This window comes from Synergistaceae bacterium (assembly GCA_017450125.1).
Classification (GTDB): Bacteria; Synergistota; Synergistia; order Synergistales; family Aminobacteriaceae; genus JAFUXM01.
This window is the reverse complement of record JAFSWZ010000035.1, coordinates 24,654-40,208: the sequence shown is the minus strand read 5'-3', so window position 1 is coordinate 40,208 and position 15,555 is coordinate 24,654. Positions and strand designations below refer to the sequence as shown.

At 53.6% G+C, this 15,555-nt stretch carries 17 protein-coding genes; all 17 read right to left on the bottom strand.

All coding sequences use genetic code 11. From position 1 onward, the window contains the following. The 17 genes from IJT02_08295 to IJT02_08215 all read right to left on the bottom strand — a co-directional run bounded on the left by IJT02_08295 (position 1) and on the right by IJT02_08215 (position 15,410). Positions 1-453 carry a phage baseplate assembly protein V gene (locus IJT02_08295; GenBank protein MBQ7544928.1) on the bottom strand — a complete coding sequence of 151 codons (453 nt, stop codon included), beginning with the start codon at positions 451-453 and terminating at the stop codon, positions 1-3. Next, complete coding sequence (locus IJT02_08290) at positions 443-1,582, bottom strand: hypothetical protein (protein MBQ7544927.1); 1,140 nt, start codon at positions 1,580-1,582, stop codon at positions 443-445. Before IJT02_08290 ends, IJT02_08295 begins: the two co-directional genes overlap by 11 nt. Before the next feature lie 5 nt (positions 1,583-1,587). Then, positions 1,588-1,797, bottom strand: coding sequence for a tail protein X (locus tag IJT02_08285; protein MBQ7544926.1), 210 nt, complete (start codon positions 1,795-1,797; stop codon positions 1,588-1,590). Then, positions 1,794-5,870: a phage tail tape measure protein gene (locus IJT02_08280; GenBank protein MBQ7544925.1), complete on the bottom strand. Its 4,077-nt coding sequence runs from the start codon at positions 5,868-5,870 to the stop codon at positions 1,794-1,796. Before IJT02_08280 ends, IJT02_08285 begins: the two co-directional genes overlap by 4 nt. A 139-nt stretch (positions 5,871-6,009) precedes the next feature. Beyond that, a complete protein-coding gene (locus IJT02_08275) occupies positions 6,010-6,363 on the bottom strand; it encodes a phage tail assembly protein (protein MBQ7544924.1) in 354 nt (117 codons plus the stop codon). A gap of 11 nt (positions 6,364-6,374) precedes the next feature. Further along, positions 6,375-6,899, bottom strand: coding sequence for a phage major tail tube protein (locus IJT02_08270; GenBank protein MBQ7544923.1), 525 nt, complete (start codon positions 6,897-6,899; stop codon positions 6,375-6,377). 13 nt (positions 6,900-6,912) lie between these two features. Next, complete coding sequence (locus IJT02_08265; GenBank protein MBQ7544922.1) at positions 6,913-8,376, bottom strand: phage tail sheath family protein; 1,464 nt, start codon at positions 8,374-8,376, stop codon at positions 6,913-6,915. Continuing rightward, positions 8,376-8,684, bottom strand: coding sequence for a hypothetical protein (locus IJT02_08260; protein MBQ7544921.1), 309 nt, complete (start codon positions 8,682-8,684; stop codon positions 8,376-8,378). Before IJT02_08260 ends, IJT02_08265 begins: the two co-directional genes overlap by 1 nt. Continuing rightward, a complete protein-coding gene (locus IJT02_08255) occupies positions 8,671-9,231 on the bottom strand; it encodes a hypothetical protein (GenBank protein MBQ7544920.1) in 561 nt (186 codons plus the stop codon). The genes IJT02_08260 and IJT02_08255 overlap by 14 nt, the downstream gene beginning before the upstream one ends. 56 nt (positions 9,232-9,287) lie before the next feature. Then, positions 9,288-9,869 (bottom strand): phage tail protein, encoded by a 582-nt coding sequence (locus IJT02_08250; protein ID MBQ7544919.1) that lies wholly within the window; start codon positions 9,867-9,869, stop codon positions 9,288-9,290. Further along, positions 9,866-10,405, bottom strand: coding sequence for a hypothetical protein (locus IJT02_08245; protein MBQ7544918.1), 540 nt, complete (start codon positions 10,403-10,405; stop codon positions 9,866-9,868). The genes IJT02_08250 and IJT02_08245 overlap by 4 nt, the downstream gene beginning before the upstream one ends. Positions 10,406-10,417: 12 nt before the next feature. Beyond that, on the bottom strand, positions 10,418-11,482 hold the full coding sequence (locus IJT02_08240) for a major capsid protein (protein ID MBQ7544917.1): 1,065 nt from the start codon (positions 11,480-11,482) through the stop codon (positions 10,418-10,420). Continuing rightward, positions 11,479-11,904: a hypothetical protein gene (locus IJT02_08235; GenBank protein MBQ7544916.1), complete on the bottom strand. Its 426-nt coding sequence runs from the start codon at positions 11,902-11,904 to the stop codon at positions 11,479-11,481. Before IJT02_08235 ends, IJT02_08240 begins: the two co-directional genes overlap by 4 nt. Next, complete coding sequence (locus IJT02_08230; protein MBQ7544915.1) at positions 11,904-12,989, bottom strand: Clp protease ClpP; 1,086 nt, start codon at positions 12,987-12,989, stop codon at positions 11,904-11,906. Before IJT02_08230 ends, IJT02_08235 begins: the two co-directional genes overlap by 1 nt. Continuing rightward, the gene (locus IJT02_08225) at positions 12,964-14,517 is read right to left on the bottom strand and encodes a phage portal protein (protein MBQ7544914.1); all 1,554 of its coding nucleotides are present in this window, start codon (positions 14,515-14,517) and stop codon (positions 12,964-12,966) included. Before IJT02_08225 ends, IJT02_08230 begins: the two co-directional genes overlap by 26 nt. A 25-nt stretch (positions 14,518-14,542) precedes the next feature. After that, positions 14,543-14,779: a hypothetical protein gene (locus IJT02_08220; protein MBQ7544913.1), complete on the bottom strand. Its 237-nt coding sequence runs from the start codon at positions 14,777-14,779 to the stop codon at positions 14,543-14,545. A gap of 136 nt (positions 14,780-14,915) precedes the next feature. Beyond that, on the bottom strand, positions 14,916-15,410 hold the full coding sequence (locus tag IJT02_08215) for a hypothetical protein (GenBank protein ID MBQ7544912.1): 495 nt from the start codon (positions 15,408-15,410) through the stop codon (positions 14,916-14,918). Positions 15,411-15,555: the final 145 nt, after the last annotated feature.

The following is a 15,555-nucleotide window of genomic DNA, read 5'->3' as shown; positions in this document are numbered from 1 at the left end:
TCAATTCAGGTCGATACGCGCCGCCTGATGCTTCATGTTACCGTCCGCAAAGATGTGTATGTGTCCCTTCGCGTGAATCTCGATGTCCCCGACACACTCAACCTTCAGCAGGTGCTTTCCCCTGTCGTAGGAAATCTGCGTGCCGTCCGCAAAGGTTATTACCCTGATGTCCTGCTCGTGAACTATCGGCTTGTTCTTGTCGTCGTAGATTGAGCAAAGCACTACACCAACTTCTAAGCCGTTGCCCATCATGTTGCAGTAAACATGCTCCCCGATGTCCAGGTGTCTCTCGTCCTTGTTCTGCAGGGAGTTCGGTATTGCCACAGGCAGCCACGCAGACACAAGATTATCCTTGTCCGGGAACTGTATCCGCGCCATGTGCCGCTCTGGGTCATATGCTGAGACTTTCCCGAACCGCCCGTGCGCACATGATTCATCATAGTTATCCGCCATCTGGTGGTATCAGCACCGCCCTCTCTTCAAAATATACTTCGCGTACTGTGTCCGTACTCGCCGTCGACTTCCTGCGGCCGGGCTTCGCTTTCTTCGTAGCCGCCTTCTGCTTCGACTCCTTGCCCATGCTCAGGTCAAGTTTCGTCGTGTATGAACCGCTCACACTGTGCGTTGCCTTCTCTATCACGTACTTGCCATCGAACGCCCCGAAACCCGAAATCGTTACGTTGCTGCTCCCGACAAACCGCAGGTCTCCCATCAAGGTAACACTGCCCGTGATCTCCCTCTTGTTAGCCTTGCGTAATTTCTCCTTCGCTATTTTCTGTGCGTCCCCGAGATTGTCAGCCTTCTGGTTTATCTCCAGAGTACGGCCTGTGCCCTCTGCGTCTCCGGCTTCCTCAACCTCGAACGTCTCATCCTTCACTGGGTCGTGATACTGCAATTTTGCGGCCTTGTATGTGCCTGCTGCCTTGCTCGAAAAGCTCCAGCTAATCAGCTTCTTATCCCCGAACGAAAGCTCACCTACTGGCGCATGTTCCTCGTACTCTTCCTCAAGGTAGCAGACTAATTGTGTGTCCGTTACCTTGACGGCAATACCATAATCACGCGCAAGCCCCGAGAAAAATTCCAAGTCCGAAGTCTCCACCTGATCGCGACGCTCAAAGAACGGGTCTTCCGAGCTGTCCCAGAATAACCGCAGGCCGTTCTTACCTGCCATGTCTCCGGCTATCGTCGAGAGCTTCACGTTCTCCCACGCTTTGGTGTGCTTCTCCTGACGCATCGGCTTACTTACCAGCGTTGATACTGCCTTAATCGTTACCTGATTCGGCGGCCCGGAACACTCTATCTGGTCAACCTCAAACGTCCCGCACGGCAGGGATTGTGTCTGATTCGCTGCCTCCCAATCGTGGATAACTATGCTCGCGCGAATCTTGTCGCCCTTGCTCGGAAACCAGTCGCTACACCACAAACGCTCGCGGTCTTCAAGCGTCAGGGAAATATCATCGGCCTTGTCGCTGGCGTTGTCGGTGTACGTGAAGTTCAGCAGGTACGGCGCAATATCTCGCGAAATGTTCACGCCCTCGTAGATGATTACGACTTCCGCCCATCGTGCCGCGTGTGTGTCCATGACTCTCACCTCTTCCACGCTGGCAATGTCGAAATCACCGGCACGTCAACGTCAGGGACATTCAGAATCACGTTCGCGGGGAAAATTACTGTGTGTATGTGGTCTGGGTTGTAGTCGAGGAGAATATCCATCAGCTTTTCAGCCCCAATCTTAGGGTACATTCGCAGGGCTATCATGTCCCACGTATCTCCTTGCTCTGTCCTGTATGTCCTCATGCAAAACTCGTCCTCTGCATCCTGTCCTGAAACTCCATCATGACATCCTCGATTATCTCCCGGATTTCCTGCCCCGCTCTGGGATCGCCGCCGTTCACAGTGATGTTGTAGGTCGGCGAGAAAGTCATCGCGCTTGTGCGGTTGTCGTTGTTGGTTGTGCTCCCTAACAGCAAGCCCATTTCCTCACCGGCGGCCTTCCACAAGGGAATACCCCGTGCTTTGTTTTCGAGAGGGATAACCGCTTCGCGCCCGGCCTCACCGATTAACGCGATCTCGGGGCTGTTGATGAAACCTCCTGCCGCACGCCTCCTGCCTCTCCATGTCCCGACACTCTGCCGGTAGCTCGTCGCTGTAGGAGCTGTGGGTGTGCTGACCTCAACCTCAATTCCTCCGGCCTGCACGATTGAGGCTATCTCGGTCGCGATTCTGCTTAAGGCTGAGGCTAGCTCGTTCACTGCGGGGATTGTTACGCCGCGAATCCTGTCGGCTATGCCCTGCATCACGCTGTATATCTGCTCGAAACCTTCACCTAGTGAGGCCTTGAACGGCTGCCATGCTGCGGTCATCTCGGCAACGCGCTGAGAGAATCCCTCGCTCATCTTGTTTAAGACGGTGATGTCCTGTACCTGTGTCTTGAGCTTGGCTTGTTCCTGTGCCTGCGCCTGTGTGCCGGTGTCATCGCCGTAGCCGAATAGTCCCTTCGTCCAGTTCCACGCGCTCGATAATCCGTTGCCTACCCAGCTTGTGAGTTCTCCGAACTTGCCGGAAATGTAACTGCAAGCACTGTCAAAGCCGGACATGAAACTGTCCCAAACGCCGGAAAAGTCTATGTTGAACAATCCTGCGATGGTCTCTCCGAGTCCGAGCAGCGTATTCTTTGCCCCCTCGCAGAATTTCATGAAGCCCGCAGAGAGGCTAGAGAAATCGAACGTGAAGATACCCGCGATGATTTCACCAAGCCCTGAGATGAAGTCAGTAACGCCGCCAAAAGCGTTTCTTATTCCCTCAATGATACGTGATGCGTCGATGTTGAACAGGCTCATCACAGCTTCACCGATGCCCCTGAAAATTCCCTTGAGGCTTTCTCCTGCGGCAACAAGGCTGTTCCACATGCCGGAGAAATCCAGCGTGAACAGGCTTTTTACCGCGCTCAACAGGTTAGTCAGTGTGTCTATTGCGCTCCCTATTGCGGATCTGAGGCCTGCAAACATGCCGGAGAAATCCAGCTTGAAATACTTTGATGCCCAGCCTTTTATCGAAGCTATAACGTTCTTCACTGACTCTACGACGGATGAGGCTTTTGCACTCAGCCAATCCCAACTCTGACCCCACAATGCTTTGACTTTATCCCAGTTTTTGTACAGGTAATACCCTGCGGCTACAAGCCCTGCTATGGCTACTATAATCAGCCCGATGGGATTCGCGTTCATGGCCGCGTTCCATAACCATTGGGCGGCTGTCCATGCCTTCGTTGCTGCAGCTATGGCTATCTGCTTCCCGTAGTACAGCACCAGTTTTCCGACGTTCAGCAAACCTCGCCCGGCCTTCATTACTATCTGCCACGCTTTGGTTGCCGCCGTCATTATCTTTGTCTTGGCTGTTACCCAGATTGAAGTCTGTCCGAGCGTCAGCATTCTTGCGTTCACAAAGGCCATAGCAACACGCGCCGTCTGGAAGGGCAGCTTTATTCCCAGCCACGCATACTTCAAGGCTGTGATTCCGACATTAAGGGCGGCTATCGCTCCGACTGTCCCGACTATCAGCTTCGTAGCTTCAGGATGCTCGGACGCTAGCTTACCCAGACTCGCCGTCCACTCCGCAAACGTCTTCACGATGTTTTCGACCGTCGGCAAAAGCACGTCCCCAATGGTTATCATTAGGTCGGCAATGGCTGACTTCGCGAGCTCCTTCTGCCCCCAGAACGTCGCTAGCACCTTATCGGCCATCTCCTTGCTGACTCCCGTCGCACTCTTCGCTACCTCTGAATACTGGTCGTACAGGCCGTCGCTCATTCCCCTCATCAGGGCTTGAACTGCTTGCGCTCCCTCTGCTCCGAATATCTTTGTCAGCTGCTTCAACTGCTCCGAAGGCTGCATGTCCTTCATCGCGTTGTTCAGGTCGGTCAAGATTACGTTGAAGTCCCGCATCTTTCCCTGATCGTCAGTCAGAGCTATTCCGTAGGCCTTCAACGCCTTCTGTACCTCGCGGGGCTTGTCCTTCATGCGGGAGAATGCCTGTGTCAGTTTCTGGTCGGCCTGCGCTCCCTTGATGCCGCTCTGGGCTAACATCGACGTGTACACTGTCAAGTCGCCGAACGAAATCCCCAAGTGCCGCGCGTATTTGTCGGCCTTCTCCATTCCGGCGCGCAGTTCCTCAATGCTAAGGCCTGTGTGTTTGCTCATGGCTTGGAGCTGTCCGCTGGACTCACGGTTGAGCCGCGTCAAGTTCTGCAACGTTCCATCAACGGAGGCTTCCATAACCGCGAGCATTCCTGACGCTGCCTCCGAGCCGAATATGTTGCTCAGGTACTTCATCTTGTCCGCACTGCCCATGTTCTTCATACGTTCACTCAGGGCTTGCATCAGTTCGGGTATCTCGCGCATGTTTCCTTGTGCGTCCCGTGCATTGATGCCTAATTCACCGAGTGCTTTTGCGACAGCCTTCGGTTCTTTGCTCAAACGCGTAAACGCCGCACGCAACGCCGTACCTCCTTGACTGCCCTTGATGCCAGCGTTCGCCATGATACCCAGCATTGCGTTCGTCTCCTCAATCGAGACTCCTAGACCTTTTGCCACTGGCGCAACGTACTTCAAACTCTCGCCAAGTCCAGTGATGCTTGAGTTACTCGCCGCACTGGTCTGCGCAAGAATGTTGCTCACTCTTCCCGCGTCCTCTGCCTCAAGCCCGAACCCTCGCAGTGAACTCGCCATGATGTCCGCCGCCGTCGCTAAATCCATTCCCTCAGCAGCCGCCATGTCAAGCAAGCCGGGCATCGCAGAAATTATCTCGTTGGCGGCGAAACCTGCACGCGCTAAATTCTCCTGAGATTGTGCCGCCTGTACCGCCGTAAACTGTGTATCACGCCCTAACTGCCGGGCTTGTGCCTGCAACAGCTTGAAAGATTTTGCGTCCTCCTCAGCGTTACGGCCTCCGCCAGAAAATGCTACTGCATTCAACCGAGCGGCGGCGTGCTCAAACTCTGCAGCCTGCATAACTGGTGCTCCCAAACTCAGGCCTATTCCGGCGGCCTTCATCAAGTCTCCCTTGACGTTGCCCCATGAGAGTTTTTCACGCGTCTCCTTGAGGGCGGCTCGGGAAGTCTGCAGCCGTGTCTGTGCGTCTGCAAGTTTCTTCGACTGTGCCGTCAATCGTGCCTGCTCTGAGGCCAAACGGCTCGTGTCGACTCCCGCACCTGACAGCGAGGCTTGCAACTTCGACAACGCCTCTGTGTCCCGGTCTATGCCTCCCTTGAGCTTCTCAGCCTCTGCGTTGAGATTCCTCGCTTCGGTCTTGAGACTCCTCGTCTGTGAGGCTGACGATTGCATCTCAGATTTCAGGCGTTTAGCTTTGCCTTGTGCCTGCTGAAACTCTGCACCGCTCCTCTTGACGGCCTCACCCAGCCTGCGGGCTTCCGCTTGTGCTGACGCGTACTGTCTCTGAAGTTCGGCTGTCGGAGTCTTGGAGCTGCGAATCTGACGCTCTAGGGACTGTACGTTAAGCTGTGCCGCCCTGTATGCGTCTCTGTTGCGCACAAGAACGGCATTCAGTCTCTCCACTTCGGCCTGTGCTTCCCCGTATTGGCTCTTCAACATGGCTGTCCTCTGCGCTGATGAGGCTATCTGTGTCTCAAGGGCTTTCGCCTGATTTTGTGCCTCAACCATCGCGCCCTGATTCTTCGTGATCGCGTCCTGCATCTTCTGGAAGCCGTCAATCTGCCCCGATACCTGCTGCAATTCTGCTGACTGCTGCTGCAGCTGTCCGAGCATTTGCCCGGCCTTACCGAATGCATTACCGAATCCGCCGGTCAGTGCCGCTCCGATCGCAAAGGTCATCTCGACCATCTTGTTCGCCATTAAGGAAATCACCTGCCTTTCTTGTCCATTTCCCGCTTCATTCGCTCCGATTCATCACTGACTATGTTCACCCATTCGTATAAATCATTGAGTGCCATCTTCAGCCAGTCTAGAACGGGAGTCCCTGTGTCTGCGCGCGCTAATCGGACTGCGATTCGCCGGAGGATGTTGCGGGGAGCTTCTCCGGGATTCCTTCCTCCTCGTTCTCGTCGGAGTCCGAAAGCGTCAAAAAATTTCGCACCTCGTTCGTTATCCTCGTGAAATCCTTTGCGCTCGCTTCCTTCAGAATTTCTACGGGCATGTGTACTGCCTTTGCCGCTATGTTTATCAGGTACACCCGGTTGAAGTCCGTAACAATAGGCACTTCACCTGACTGCACTAACTGTTTCTCCACGTCGATTAAGTCGTTGCCCGTGAGGTCTTCAAGGGGAATATCCAGCGTGTAGATTTCCTGCCCCTTGTGCTTGATTGCCTTCTTCAGCTTTATCTTCATCGTTCAGCCTCCTAACTCTTGCCTAATGCCGTACGCACTTCCGCAAGCTCATCTACTCCGTTCACCTTGTAGATGTAGTTGTATTTGTCAAGCTCGATCCACTCTTTGCCGTCAAGCTCTATCTTCATGTACGGCACTTCGAACTCCATCTGCGTATCCTGCAGGTCGCCGACTACCAAATTTCCGGGCGTGCGGGTCTTCGTGATGGCCTTCATGTACACGTGAAGCTGTACCTTCTTGTACGCGCCGAGTCCCGCGTCGTACCACTGCAATGCTGAGAACAGCTCTAGGTCGTTCGTATCATGGGCAAAGAGTTTCAAGAAGTCCTTAGTAACCGTGCGCCATGTCAGAGAGAAATTCGTTGAGTTGAAGTGCCCCACTACTGGACTCTCAACTACTCCTGCAACACCTGCGCCCTTGACTTCGCTCGTCATTGACTCAAGCGTGGGGATTGTGCCCTCCGCAATTCCCAGCAAGTCCTCGCCGTTAAGGTAGACGCTGAAATTTATACCCTTTTCAGGAATTATGTTGCTCATCCTTCACACTCCCTTACGCAACGGCCTCAAACAGTACGTCGAAATAATCAGGGTCGAACTCGAAGATGCCCCAGATTTGTTCGGCTGGCGGAGGCGGCGTGATGTATATGTGAAATCTCAGAATGCCGTTGAGCAAGTCCGTCGTAGGGTTCTCGGTGCTGTTGAACTCGATGCGCCCGCCCAAGATGAACTGCCGCGCGGATAACCCGTTCAGCCTTACGTTGTAACTGTTGATGATTGTGCGGATTAGTCGCGGTGTCATCGGAGCATCGACTTTCTGCCAAAACGTGAGGATAAATTCGTTGCCTATCCAGTTGAACATTCGCCGGATGGGGATGAAGCAGTCCTTAGCGTCGGTGTTTGCGGGATAAGCCGCCGTCCTGTTGCCCCACGCGCGCCAGCCTCCGATCCAGTTTAGGGCTGTAACAATGCCCTGACCGTTGAGGTAATTGGCCTCCTCAATGCCTAAGTCGACTTCTTTGCCGCCAGCAACTACGCAGGAGTTCATCTGCAGGAGCTTGTTCGACGGCGACTCGTAAGGCACGTCCTCGTTGTTGGAGTCCGTCTTGTTCATGAGGCCGATTAACTGTGTCGACAGGTGGAACACGTCATCACCGAGCTTAACCTTCGGCCAGCAGGTTATCTCGTGCGTGCCCATGTAGTTGTTGCGGTTCTTCCACTCGGGAGCTTCCGTGTATCTGTCCGCTCCGGCTGTGTCGCTCGGAATGTCAACAACGCTTATTGCAGTGAACAGGCCGTTGATGTTCTCAGCCTTCGCACGCATTACCGCCGCAACTTCGGGCTTCTCCGACCACTTAGGGCTTCCCAATAATCCCGGCACTAACCTGAACTTCGGGAACACACGGTTGACCAGCTCAAAGCCGGTGTAGTCTCCTGTGCTCGCGTCAATCCCGCCGATTATGTCGTATGACGTTACTGCTGAAGGGTTGAGCTTCGTGAAACCTACCTTCACACTGCTTGCGTTCGCCAACCTCCCACCGCTTAGGACGGACAGAATCGCATTGCCCTCATCGTCATAGCCCAGAGAGTAATCTACCCCTGCTGTGTATGCGGTTGTGCCGTCGAAAGTTACTCCGTTCGCAAGGATAACGTCCTGCCCCAAATTTGCTGCGCCGTCGGTTATCGTGAAGTTCGCGGGGCTGATGGTCTGCTTGTGCTTCGCGGGGTCAAGAACGTTAATCAGCACGCACGGACTCATCGCGAACAGCGCAAACTGTGAATAGATGAACTCACTCAGCGTGTATTTCTCCCAGTCGCGCGAGAATCCGAACAGCGCAACAGCGTCCTTGTAGTTGTGGATGAGCTGGGGCTTGTTGACGTTGCTCAATGCTTCCTCGTCGGAGGCCAGATGAATCGGAGCTGTACCCACGATTACGGGCAAGCCTGCCTCTGTCTGCACGGGCGCGATTAATGACGTTGGGACTTCCGACTTGTACACTCCATGCCTGAATGCCATTATCTGCGCCTCCTTCCCTTCCTGTACTCCGCGTTGAACTTCTCGGAGTCTACCTGCACCGAATAATAAAGCCGGGACTCATTTGTTCCCTGCCGGTCTATCTTCTGTCTCATGGCTTCAAGCTCACTCACTGGAACTATCAGCTCTCGTATCTCGGGGATTTTCTCGATTGCCCTCGCAACAAACAGCGGCAACCCTCCCCTGAACACCTGAAATTGTGTCAGCCCGAACGCTAAAATATTCGGCCCGGTGTATATCTCAGGCTCTGTGTCTGCAGTGTCTTCCTGCAGAATTTCATCCTCTGCCATAAGGCGGCAACCTCCCTCCAAAATTTCTCGTCATCATCGGACGGCCTGTCTCCCATACCGTCTCTATGTACCCAAAGTAGATCGGCCATTCCTGCTCACGCGCAAGATCGCTCGTCATTGGCATCTCAAGCCTGTACCTGTTGTTCAGCACCCGGCTGTCAATCGTCAGCAAGTCCTGCCGGATTACCTCGATGATGTTGTACACGTCGCGGTAGCCCTGACAGTTCTTCGCCTCATCGTAGACACCCACAATGAAGTTCACGTTGATGCGCGTCTGGTCGCGTGTGCCTTCTTCGCGGTCAATTACCTCGCCGATCCTCACGATTACACAGGGAAATATGCTCTCGATGTCGTCTGCTGTGTAGCCCTGCGGCTCGATTTCTTCATCTTCCTCGTCAGACTTCACGGCTGCTGATGATGGCTGCGGCAAATATTGCGGAATTACCTTCACTTCCTGCAGCAATCCGCTCTTGCCCTTGAGTTCGTACCCCATGAACAAACCCGACAGCCTCTCAACCAGCGCGTCAAGCAAATCTAATTCTGTCATGCCTGCTCCTTCCAGTGCCCATAATCCATTGGCTACCCTCATGTAAGGCCTGTGTCTCATCTTGTCAGTGCGTCCAGAATAAGGGAAATCTCATGATCCACGCGCTTGGCGAAACGCTCCTGCGCTCCCTGCTCCATCACGCGGAGGGTCTCCTCGTTCTTGATGATTTGCGGCATTGACGGCGAAATTAGGGACTGTATACCCTTGTACCTGTTGCCGCTGCCAGAGCCTACGCGGTAGAACGGGAAATATCTCCCTCCTGCACGCTTTATCAGGAACGCCGGGCCTAATGGCTTTAGCCCTCCCTCACGCTTCACTGCACCCTTCAGCGCGGCTTTCCTGCCGGACTGCGGACGATTTGGCGTGAGCTGGTAGTCTGCAAGTGAATGACGCTTGCCTTTCGACACCATCGCTCCCATCAAGCTGCCTGCTGTTGCCTTCCTGAACGATATGCTTGCACGGACATCCTTCGCACTCACAAAATACTTCTTGTGCGTCTCCTTGACCGCGTCAGTTCTCAGGCCGTCTGTTGTACGATTCACTGCACGGGCTAGGGCTTGAGGCATTTGGCTCTGAACCGAACGCAGATTTGACACAGCACGTTCGAGCATCGCGTTCGAGATGTTGAGCTGTATCATCGGTTATTCGCCTCCAATATCAGCCGCCATACCTGATCCTGAATCAGGCTTGCCTCTGAAACTGTGTACAGCCTGCCGTCAAGTTTCAGTGATGTTCCGCTCTGCCATTTGCCCGAGATGTCCTGCACCCGGCAAAACAGCACTCCGCTGCTCCTGCGCACAAGGTCTGAGACATTCTCGCCGTTGATGTTCACACTCACGGGCTGGCTTCTCCTGTCGGACGTGAAAATTGAGAGTATCTTCTTGCCGTCTATGTCGTGGAAGCGCGCAAACTCGGAGTTGTTGAACCACGAAGCATTGTCGTCAAGGTCATGCGCGAAAAAGTCTAGGAACGTCTCATCTCGCGAGTAAATATCATGAATCGCCTTCAACATTTTTCTGTGTAGCTTCAGGCTCGGATTTCTTCCTGATTTTCTGTGTCTTGACCTCCGCAACAGCCTCAGCCAGTCTCCTATCCACAAGGCTCTGTACTCCGGGAGTATCCGGCAGTATTTCTCCCGCCCTAAATATTCTCGCGCCGGAAATAAACCGTCCATGTCTCAGAATAATCATGCTGCACCTGTTACTACGCCCTTCAGCACGTACCATGACTTCAGGTCATGAGGCATCGGCAAGGGACGCGAACTAATCGAGATGAACGTCTGCGGCGGGTCTTCCGTGAACCATCTGCGGGGCACATATTCGCGCATGTATGTAACATGCTGGCCTGATCTGTTCACTGTGTTTATCGCTCCGTAAAGCATTGAGTTCTTCTCACGGGAGTTCTGGATTATCACCGTCTCGGGGTCAATTATGGGCTTGAGCTTCGGTTCGCCGTTCTCGTCAAGGTCGTTGACATCAGGCACCCATTCCTCATAGGTGTACAGGTCAAACATTGCGCCGGGAACTATCATGCGTCCGAGATAACCGATTCCGTTTTCGAGTTCGCCGGGCTTAATCTCGCCTATCTCAACGCGCCGGTTGTCTAAAAGTTTCAGGTAGCGTTCGTTCTGCAGGAGCATCTTTGCCGCATCATGTCCAAGAATCAGCATGTCTGGATTTACGCCGTCCTTGCGCATCTCCATCGCTATGCTCTGCAGCTGCCCCATGATGTCGAACGTCGTAGTCCAGCGGTCAGAGGCATCAAGCACCGCGATATTCTCGAAGCCGTAATCTACCTCCTGACTCACTCCTTTGCCCTTGATGGTCAGCTTGCCATCCTGTTTCACGCGGGCACACATATATTCCTCACGTCTCCAGATTGTGTCTTGAAGGTCGAGGATGTCCTGCGCCGCGATTCTTGCCGCCCTGTCTGCGGGGGTAAGGCCGGAATTGTAGGTAGGCTCGCCGATGAGCTTCTGCATCAGTGTGTCGTTGGTGATTGTGCGCTTCGGGGAGATTAACGGAGTCCCGTACCTCTTCACGCCGTATTCCTCGCGCTCGATGTCCTCAGAGCCAGTTCTAGGGTTCACGAAGGGTGCGAGGATTCTCTTGCTCTCCTTGAACTCGAAGCTGACTTCTTCCGTCGGAAACATCACTGAACGGTTGAAGAATCTGTTCTTGAAGAACATCCGCAGGGGAATTGTCTGCTCGATTACGCCCAATAACAGTTTGGGTTCGTAGTAGTCTCTCATAGGGCTGCTCCTTTCTCGTAAAGGTGTCTCAGGAATATTTTTGCCTTCCTCAAATGTTCGCGGACGGCCTCAACAATTGCGTCGTGGTCGTCCTCTTCGCCCTCAAACGGGAAGATTACCCGCGCGTCGTTGAACTCGCCCTCAAAGTATCCTGCAACCTCTGCGTATTCATTCTCGCCGATAACAACATCATCACAGAGAATGCAGATACCGTTTGCCGTTGCAAGTCCGGCCTGTGTCGCGGCTACATAACCGTCTGCACCGGCCATCAGGAGAGTTCCGCGCTTGAACTCTCCTGCTGTAGAAATCTTGATGATGTCCCGATAAACAGCTCCGACATTTCCGGCTATCAAGTTGTCTGGCGGCGGGACTGTCCCCACTACCTTGAAGAGCTGCATCGTTACTGGTGTCTTGTCTGCCATTACTTGAACCCCCTCATCCTGTTAAGTTCATCCGCAACCGCCTTAATCGCTGCTTCTTCATCAGCTTTTGACTCAGGCGTTGTGTGTTCGGGCGGCAATGCTCCGTTCACTACTGAGGCATCCTGATGAAGTGCCGTCAAGTGTGTCTGTGCATTTGTGGCCTGCAGAATCTCAATAGCTATGTCGCGGGCATCTTTCGGGTCGTCGTATTTGGCACGGGCAATTATTGCCTCGCGTCCGGGAGCGTTCAGGCTGTCTAAGGCTCTGAGCCTCTCGCGTTCGGTCTGTACCCCGCGAGCGTACCCGGCTGTGTCTGCGGAGTTCTTGATCTCTCCCAGAAATTCGGGGTATGCCTGCTCAAGTTCTGCTGCGTTCTTGATATCCATTTCGGTTTTTGCCTCCTTCTGTTCTTCCTTCTGCTGGGGCAGAATGTTGATTTTGACGGCATTTTTCGGCAACTTCGCGCTCAAAAATTCGTCCACGCGAGAGAAACCGAAACCATTGCAAAAAATTGTTCCAGCTTTTACAGCCTTTGCAGTGATTTCAACGGCTTCTGCTACTTCATCACAGAATTTCAGCTCGTGCGCTTCGGTTGCCGTCATCCACGTCTCGGAATCCATCATTGAGATTACTTTTTCGCGGTCTAGGCCGGTCTTCGCTACGTACACGTTCGCGATTGTGTCGCGGATTTTATCGAGGATTTCCGCCGTGTCTCTCATGTCCTCTGCTTCGCCCCAAACTCCTCCGGCGGGGTTGTGAATCATCATCAGCGCGTTCGCGGGCATAATTACCTTGTTGCCAGCCATAGCAACAACACTCGCCGCACTTGCCGCAAGTCCGTCAACCCTCACTGTGATGTTCGCGGGGTGATTCTTCAGGTAGCTGTACATTGCCTGTGCCTCGAACACGTCACCGCCGACACTATTAATCCTCAGCGTTATATCTTTCACGTCTCCGAGTGCCTTAATGCTGTTGATTAAACCCTTCGCGTTCACAACGCCCCATTCCTCATCCGTGAAGTCAGAGATTTCGTCGTAAAGCAGTATCTCAGCACTGCTCTCACTCTTCGCTGTTACCTTCCACACTTTCGCCTTCACTCTCCTTTATATCGTCGCCTGGTGTTGACGTGAATCCTGCCTCTCGCCTCAGCTTCTCTTCCTTGACGCGCTGACGGTGATTCAGTTCCCAGTCTCCGCCTGTAAGCTCTGCTGTCTCACGCTGGCGGGTACTGAAGCCGTTTTCCACGCGCAAAATCGCGGCCTTCACTTCCTTCACGGGGTCAAGCTGTCCCTGACTCGGCCCGGTCCAGTCCGCCCATGAATATGCATAGCGAATCATCGGGTCTTCCAGAAATCCCGGAGCTTTCACGCGTCCTCTCAGCACTGCCTCATTGAGCCATTCCTCATAAATCGGCTGACAGAAATTCGTTACCCACCACGTGCGCCAGTAGTTAAACAGCTTCCACGCCTCAAGTAACGCACCGCGTGAGGCACTGTAGGAAGCCTCGAAGTTCAGCAACAACACTTCTGCGGGAACTCCCAGAGCACTGCCAATTTGCCGCACAAGGGACAGCACGAACGCGTCAAAAGCTGTGTTCGGTCGGGCAGGAGACACAGACTTTGCTCGGGTACGTTCAGGAAGGTCGGCTATCATTCCGTACATGTCATCCATGCCGATTGTGTTCAGGCCTTCGCGCCACACCCTGAGCTCTTCATCACGGCGTTCACGCAAGCCCAAATCACTGGCCATTGACTCCTCGCCTACAAAGTCTGAGTTGTCATCGTCATCAACTCCGTGCTCGAAGAAAATCGCAAAGATTCCTCCGATCACTGCTGCCATAAGTTCCGCATCACTGTATCTTCCCAGCTGCTTTAGAGTCTCAATGACCGGCGCAAGAAAGGGGACTCCTCTGTGCTGGCCTATGCGTTCAAGCGGCAAAAGGTGCAGCACGTTTCTCCGGCCTGTACTTGCTCCGAATGCCGGGACTCTGACGTACTTGAGCGGCGGGAGTCCTGACAATTCACTCAACGGGTGCTTGTTCGCGATGTGGTAGGCTACTGGCTTGCCGTCAAGGTCGAACTCAACGCCGCCGTCAATCATACTGTCAAGTGTTCTCATGGGCGGGTCTTGCAGTCTGTCTCTCTCAATTAGCGCGATTCTCAGGTCGTAGGGGAAATTCTTTGTCGTCCGCATCGGCAGCATCACCAGAGCGTCGCCGTTCAGTAGCACGGACTTGAAGCACAAGGCCTGCAACTCGTAGAAATTCATGCTCCGTGTGATGTCGCAGTCCTTGCTTTCTGCCCAAAACGCAAACTCTCGCTCCGTGTTTTCCTCCCACTCTTCGGCCTGTTCCTCAGAGAGTCCGAGTGCCTCCGCGCTGATCCTGCAGTTAAGAGTCAGACCTGCACCGACGGAGTTCAGGACGATGCGGTCAATTGCTCCGCGTCCTAGAGGGCCGCCTCCTGCGTAGAGGTCGCGGGAACGTTCTCGGAGTAATTCGAGGTTGTCGGTGATGTCTTCTGCGGGGGATTTGGAGTAGGAATACCAGTTTGAGACGCTGGGCTTGGTTCGGCTTGCTCCGTAATGTGAGTAGCCGGAGTTCTTGACACGCAATCGCTTCTTGTGCCTGCTCACGTTATCACCATCCCGGACGCACCACCCTGAACCTTGAACGGCCTCGCAGTTTCGCCTTCAGGGCTGAGATTTCGTTCTTGAGGGCGGCTATTGCGTTCTGCACATCCTTCAAGTTTGCGCGGGTCAGCTTGAGACCTTCCATCTCGTAGGATTGGCTGTGAAGAATTGCGTCTTCGGCCTTCAGGTACAGGGCTAGGCGGGACTCGGCTATGTGTAACTGTTCCTTGATTGTTGTCTGCATTTGCCCTCCCAACAAAAAAGCTCCCCGAAGGGAGCAGCATTCTACGTAGAACTGATAACGCCCCAGTTCTGCCTACCTCAATCGCTTGCGTAGGAACGCGAGCTTTCGACAGCAACAGGGCAATACCATAACTATATCATTGCGCGAGCTGAATCAGAGCCTGTCCGATACGTGCCCATCCTCCAGTCGCAAGCAACAGCAAAATACCTCCAGCAAAGAACAAGAACGAAGCAAATACTCCTTGCCAGACACCATACATAAAGTCTTTAGGCTTCAAATCCCTCAATAATTCATGGATATTAGCGTCATACTCTGCCTTGAGCTGGGAATTTACCTCATCAACTTCTGAGGTAAGCGACTTTTCGAGAAAGTCTTTCAGTATGCTCACAGCACGGTCATTGTAGAAACGCAGCTGATTCTCTGACTCGGCATTCTCCATGAATGACGCAAGATCTTCATCCGTAGGCGGACGTTTATTCTGTGTCGTGAATCGCGTTATTTTCTCGATTTTCTGCTGCTTGTAAATGGCATAAGCAATCTGCCCGACTAAATCGTCCTCTCCGTGAACAAGCAATTTATATACCGTACTGTAACGGTGCGGCACTGAGATATTATCTGTCTCTGCCGGCATTTTTCCTCCAAGCCCATGATAAGGCATCAGCTATCTCTTGCGTCGTCTTGCCTTCAACGTAAGATCGGACCTTCGGCGGGATAACACGCGAAGCAACACGCCCTGATGCCATTTGCGAATTAACTTGCTCGACAAGCTCACGACT

What these genes read in the sequence shown, in the direction of transcription:
- IJT02_08295 (MBQ7544928.1), bottom strand. Translation starts at nt 453, where the DNA reads ATGGCGGATAACTATGATGAATCATGTGCGCACGGGCGGTTCGGGAAA.
- IJT02_08290 (MBQ7544927.1), bottom strand. Translation starts at nt 1,582, where the DNA reads ATGGACACACACGCGGCACGATGGGCGGAAGTCGTAATCATCTACGAG.
- IJT02_08285 (MBQ7544926.1), bottom strand. Translation starts at nt 1,797, where the DNA reads ATGAGGACATACAGGACAGAGCAAGGAGATACGTGGGACATGATAGCC.
- IJT02_08280 (MBQ7544925.1), bottom strand. Translation starts at nt 5,870, where the DNA reads ATGGCGAACAAGATGGTCGAGATGACCTTTGCGATCGGAGCGGCACTG.
- IJT02_08275 (MBQ7544924.1), bottom strand. Translation starts at nt 6,363, where the DNA reads ATGAAGATAAAGCTGAAGAAGGCAATCAAGCACAAGGGGCAGGAAATC.
- IJT02_08270 (MBQ7544923.1), bottom strand. Translation starts at nt 6,899, where the DNA reads ATGAGCAACATAATTCCTGAAAAGGGTATAAATTTCAGCGTCTACCTT.
- IJT02_08265 (MBQ7544922.1), bottom strand. Translation starts at nt 8,376, where the DNA reads ATGGCATTCAGGCATGGAGTGTACAAGTCGGAAGTCCCAACGTCATTA.
- IJT02_08260 (MBQ7544921.1), bottom strand. Translation starts at nt 8,684, where the DNA reads ATGGCAGAGGATGAAATTCTGCAGGAAGACACTGCAGACACAGAGCCT.
- IJT02_08255 (MBQ7544920.1), bottom strand. Translation starts at nt 9,231, where the DNA reads ATGACAGAATTAGATTTGCTTGACGCGCTGGTTGAGAGGCTGTCGGGT.
- IJT02_08250 (MBQ7544919.1), bottom strand. Translation starts at nt 9,869, where the DNA reads ATGATACAGCTCAACATCTCGAACGCGATGCTCGAACGTGCTGTGTCA.
- IJT02_08245 (MBQ7544918.1), bottom strand. Translation starts at nt 10,405, where the DNA reads ATGGACGGTTTATTTCCGGCGCGAGAATATTTAGGGCGGGAGAAATAC.
- IJT02_08240 (MBQ7544917.1), bottom strand. Translation starts at nt 11,482, where the DNA reads ATGAGAGACTACTACGAACCCAAACTGTTATTGGGCGTAATCGAGCAG.
- IJT02_08235 (MBQ7544916.1), bottom strand. Translation starts at nt 11,904, where the DNA reads ATGGCAGACAAGACACCAGTAACGATGCAGCTCTTCAAGGTAGTGGGG.
- IJT02_08220 (MBQ7544913.1), bottom strand. Translation starts at nt 14,779, where the DNA reads ATGCAGACAACAATCAAGGAACAGTTACACATAGCCGAGTCCCGCCTA.
- IJT02_08215 (MBQ7544912.1), bottom strand. Translation starts at nt 15,410, where the DNA reads ATGCCGGCAGAGACAGATAATATCTCAGTGCCGCACCGTTACAGTACG.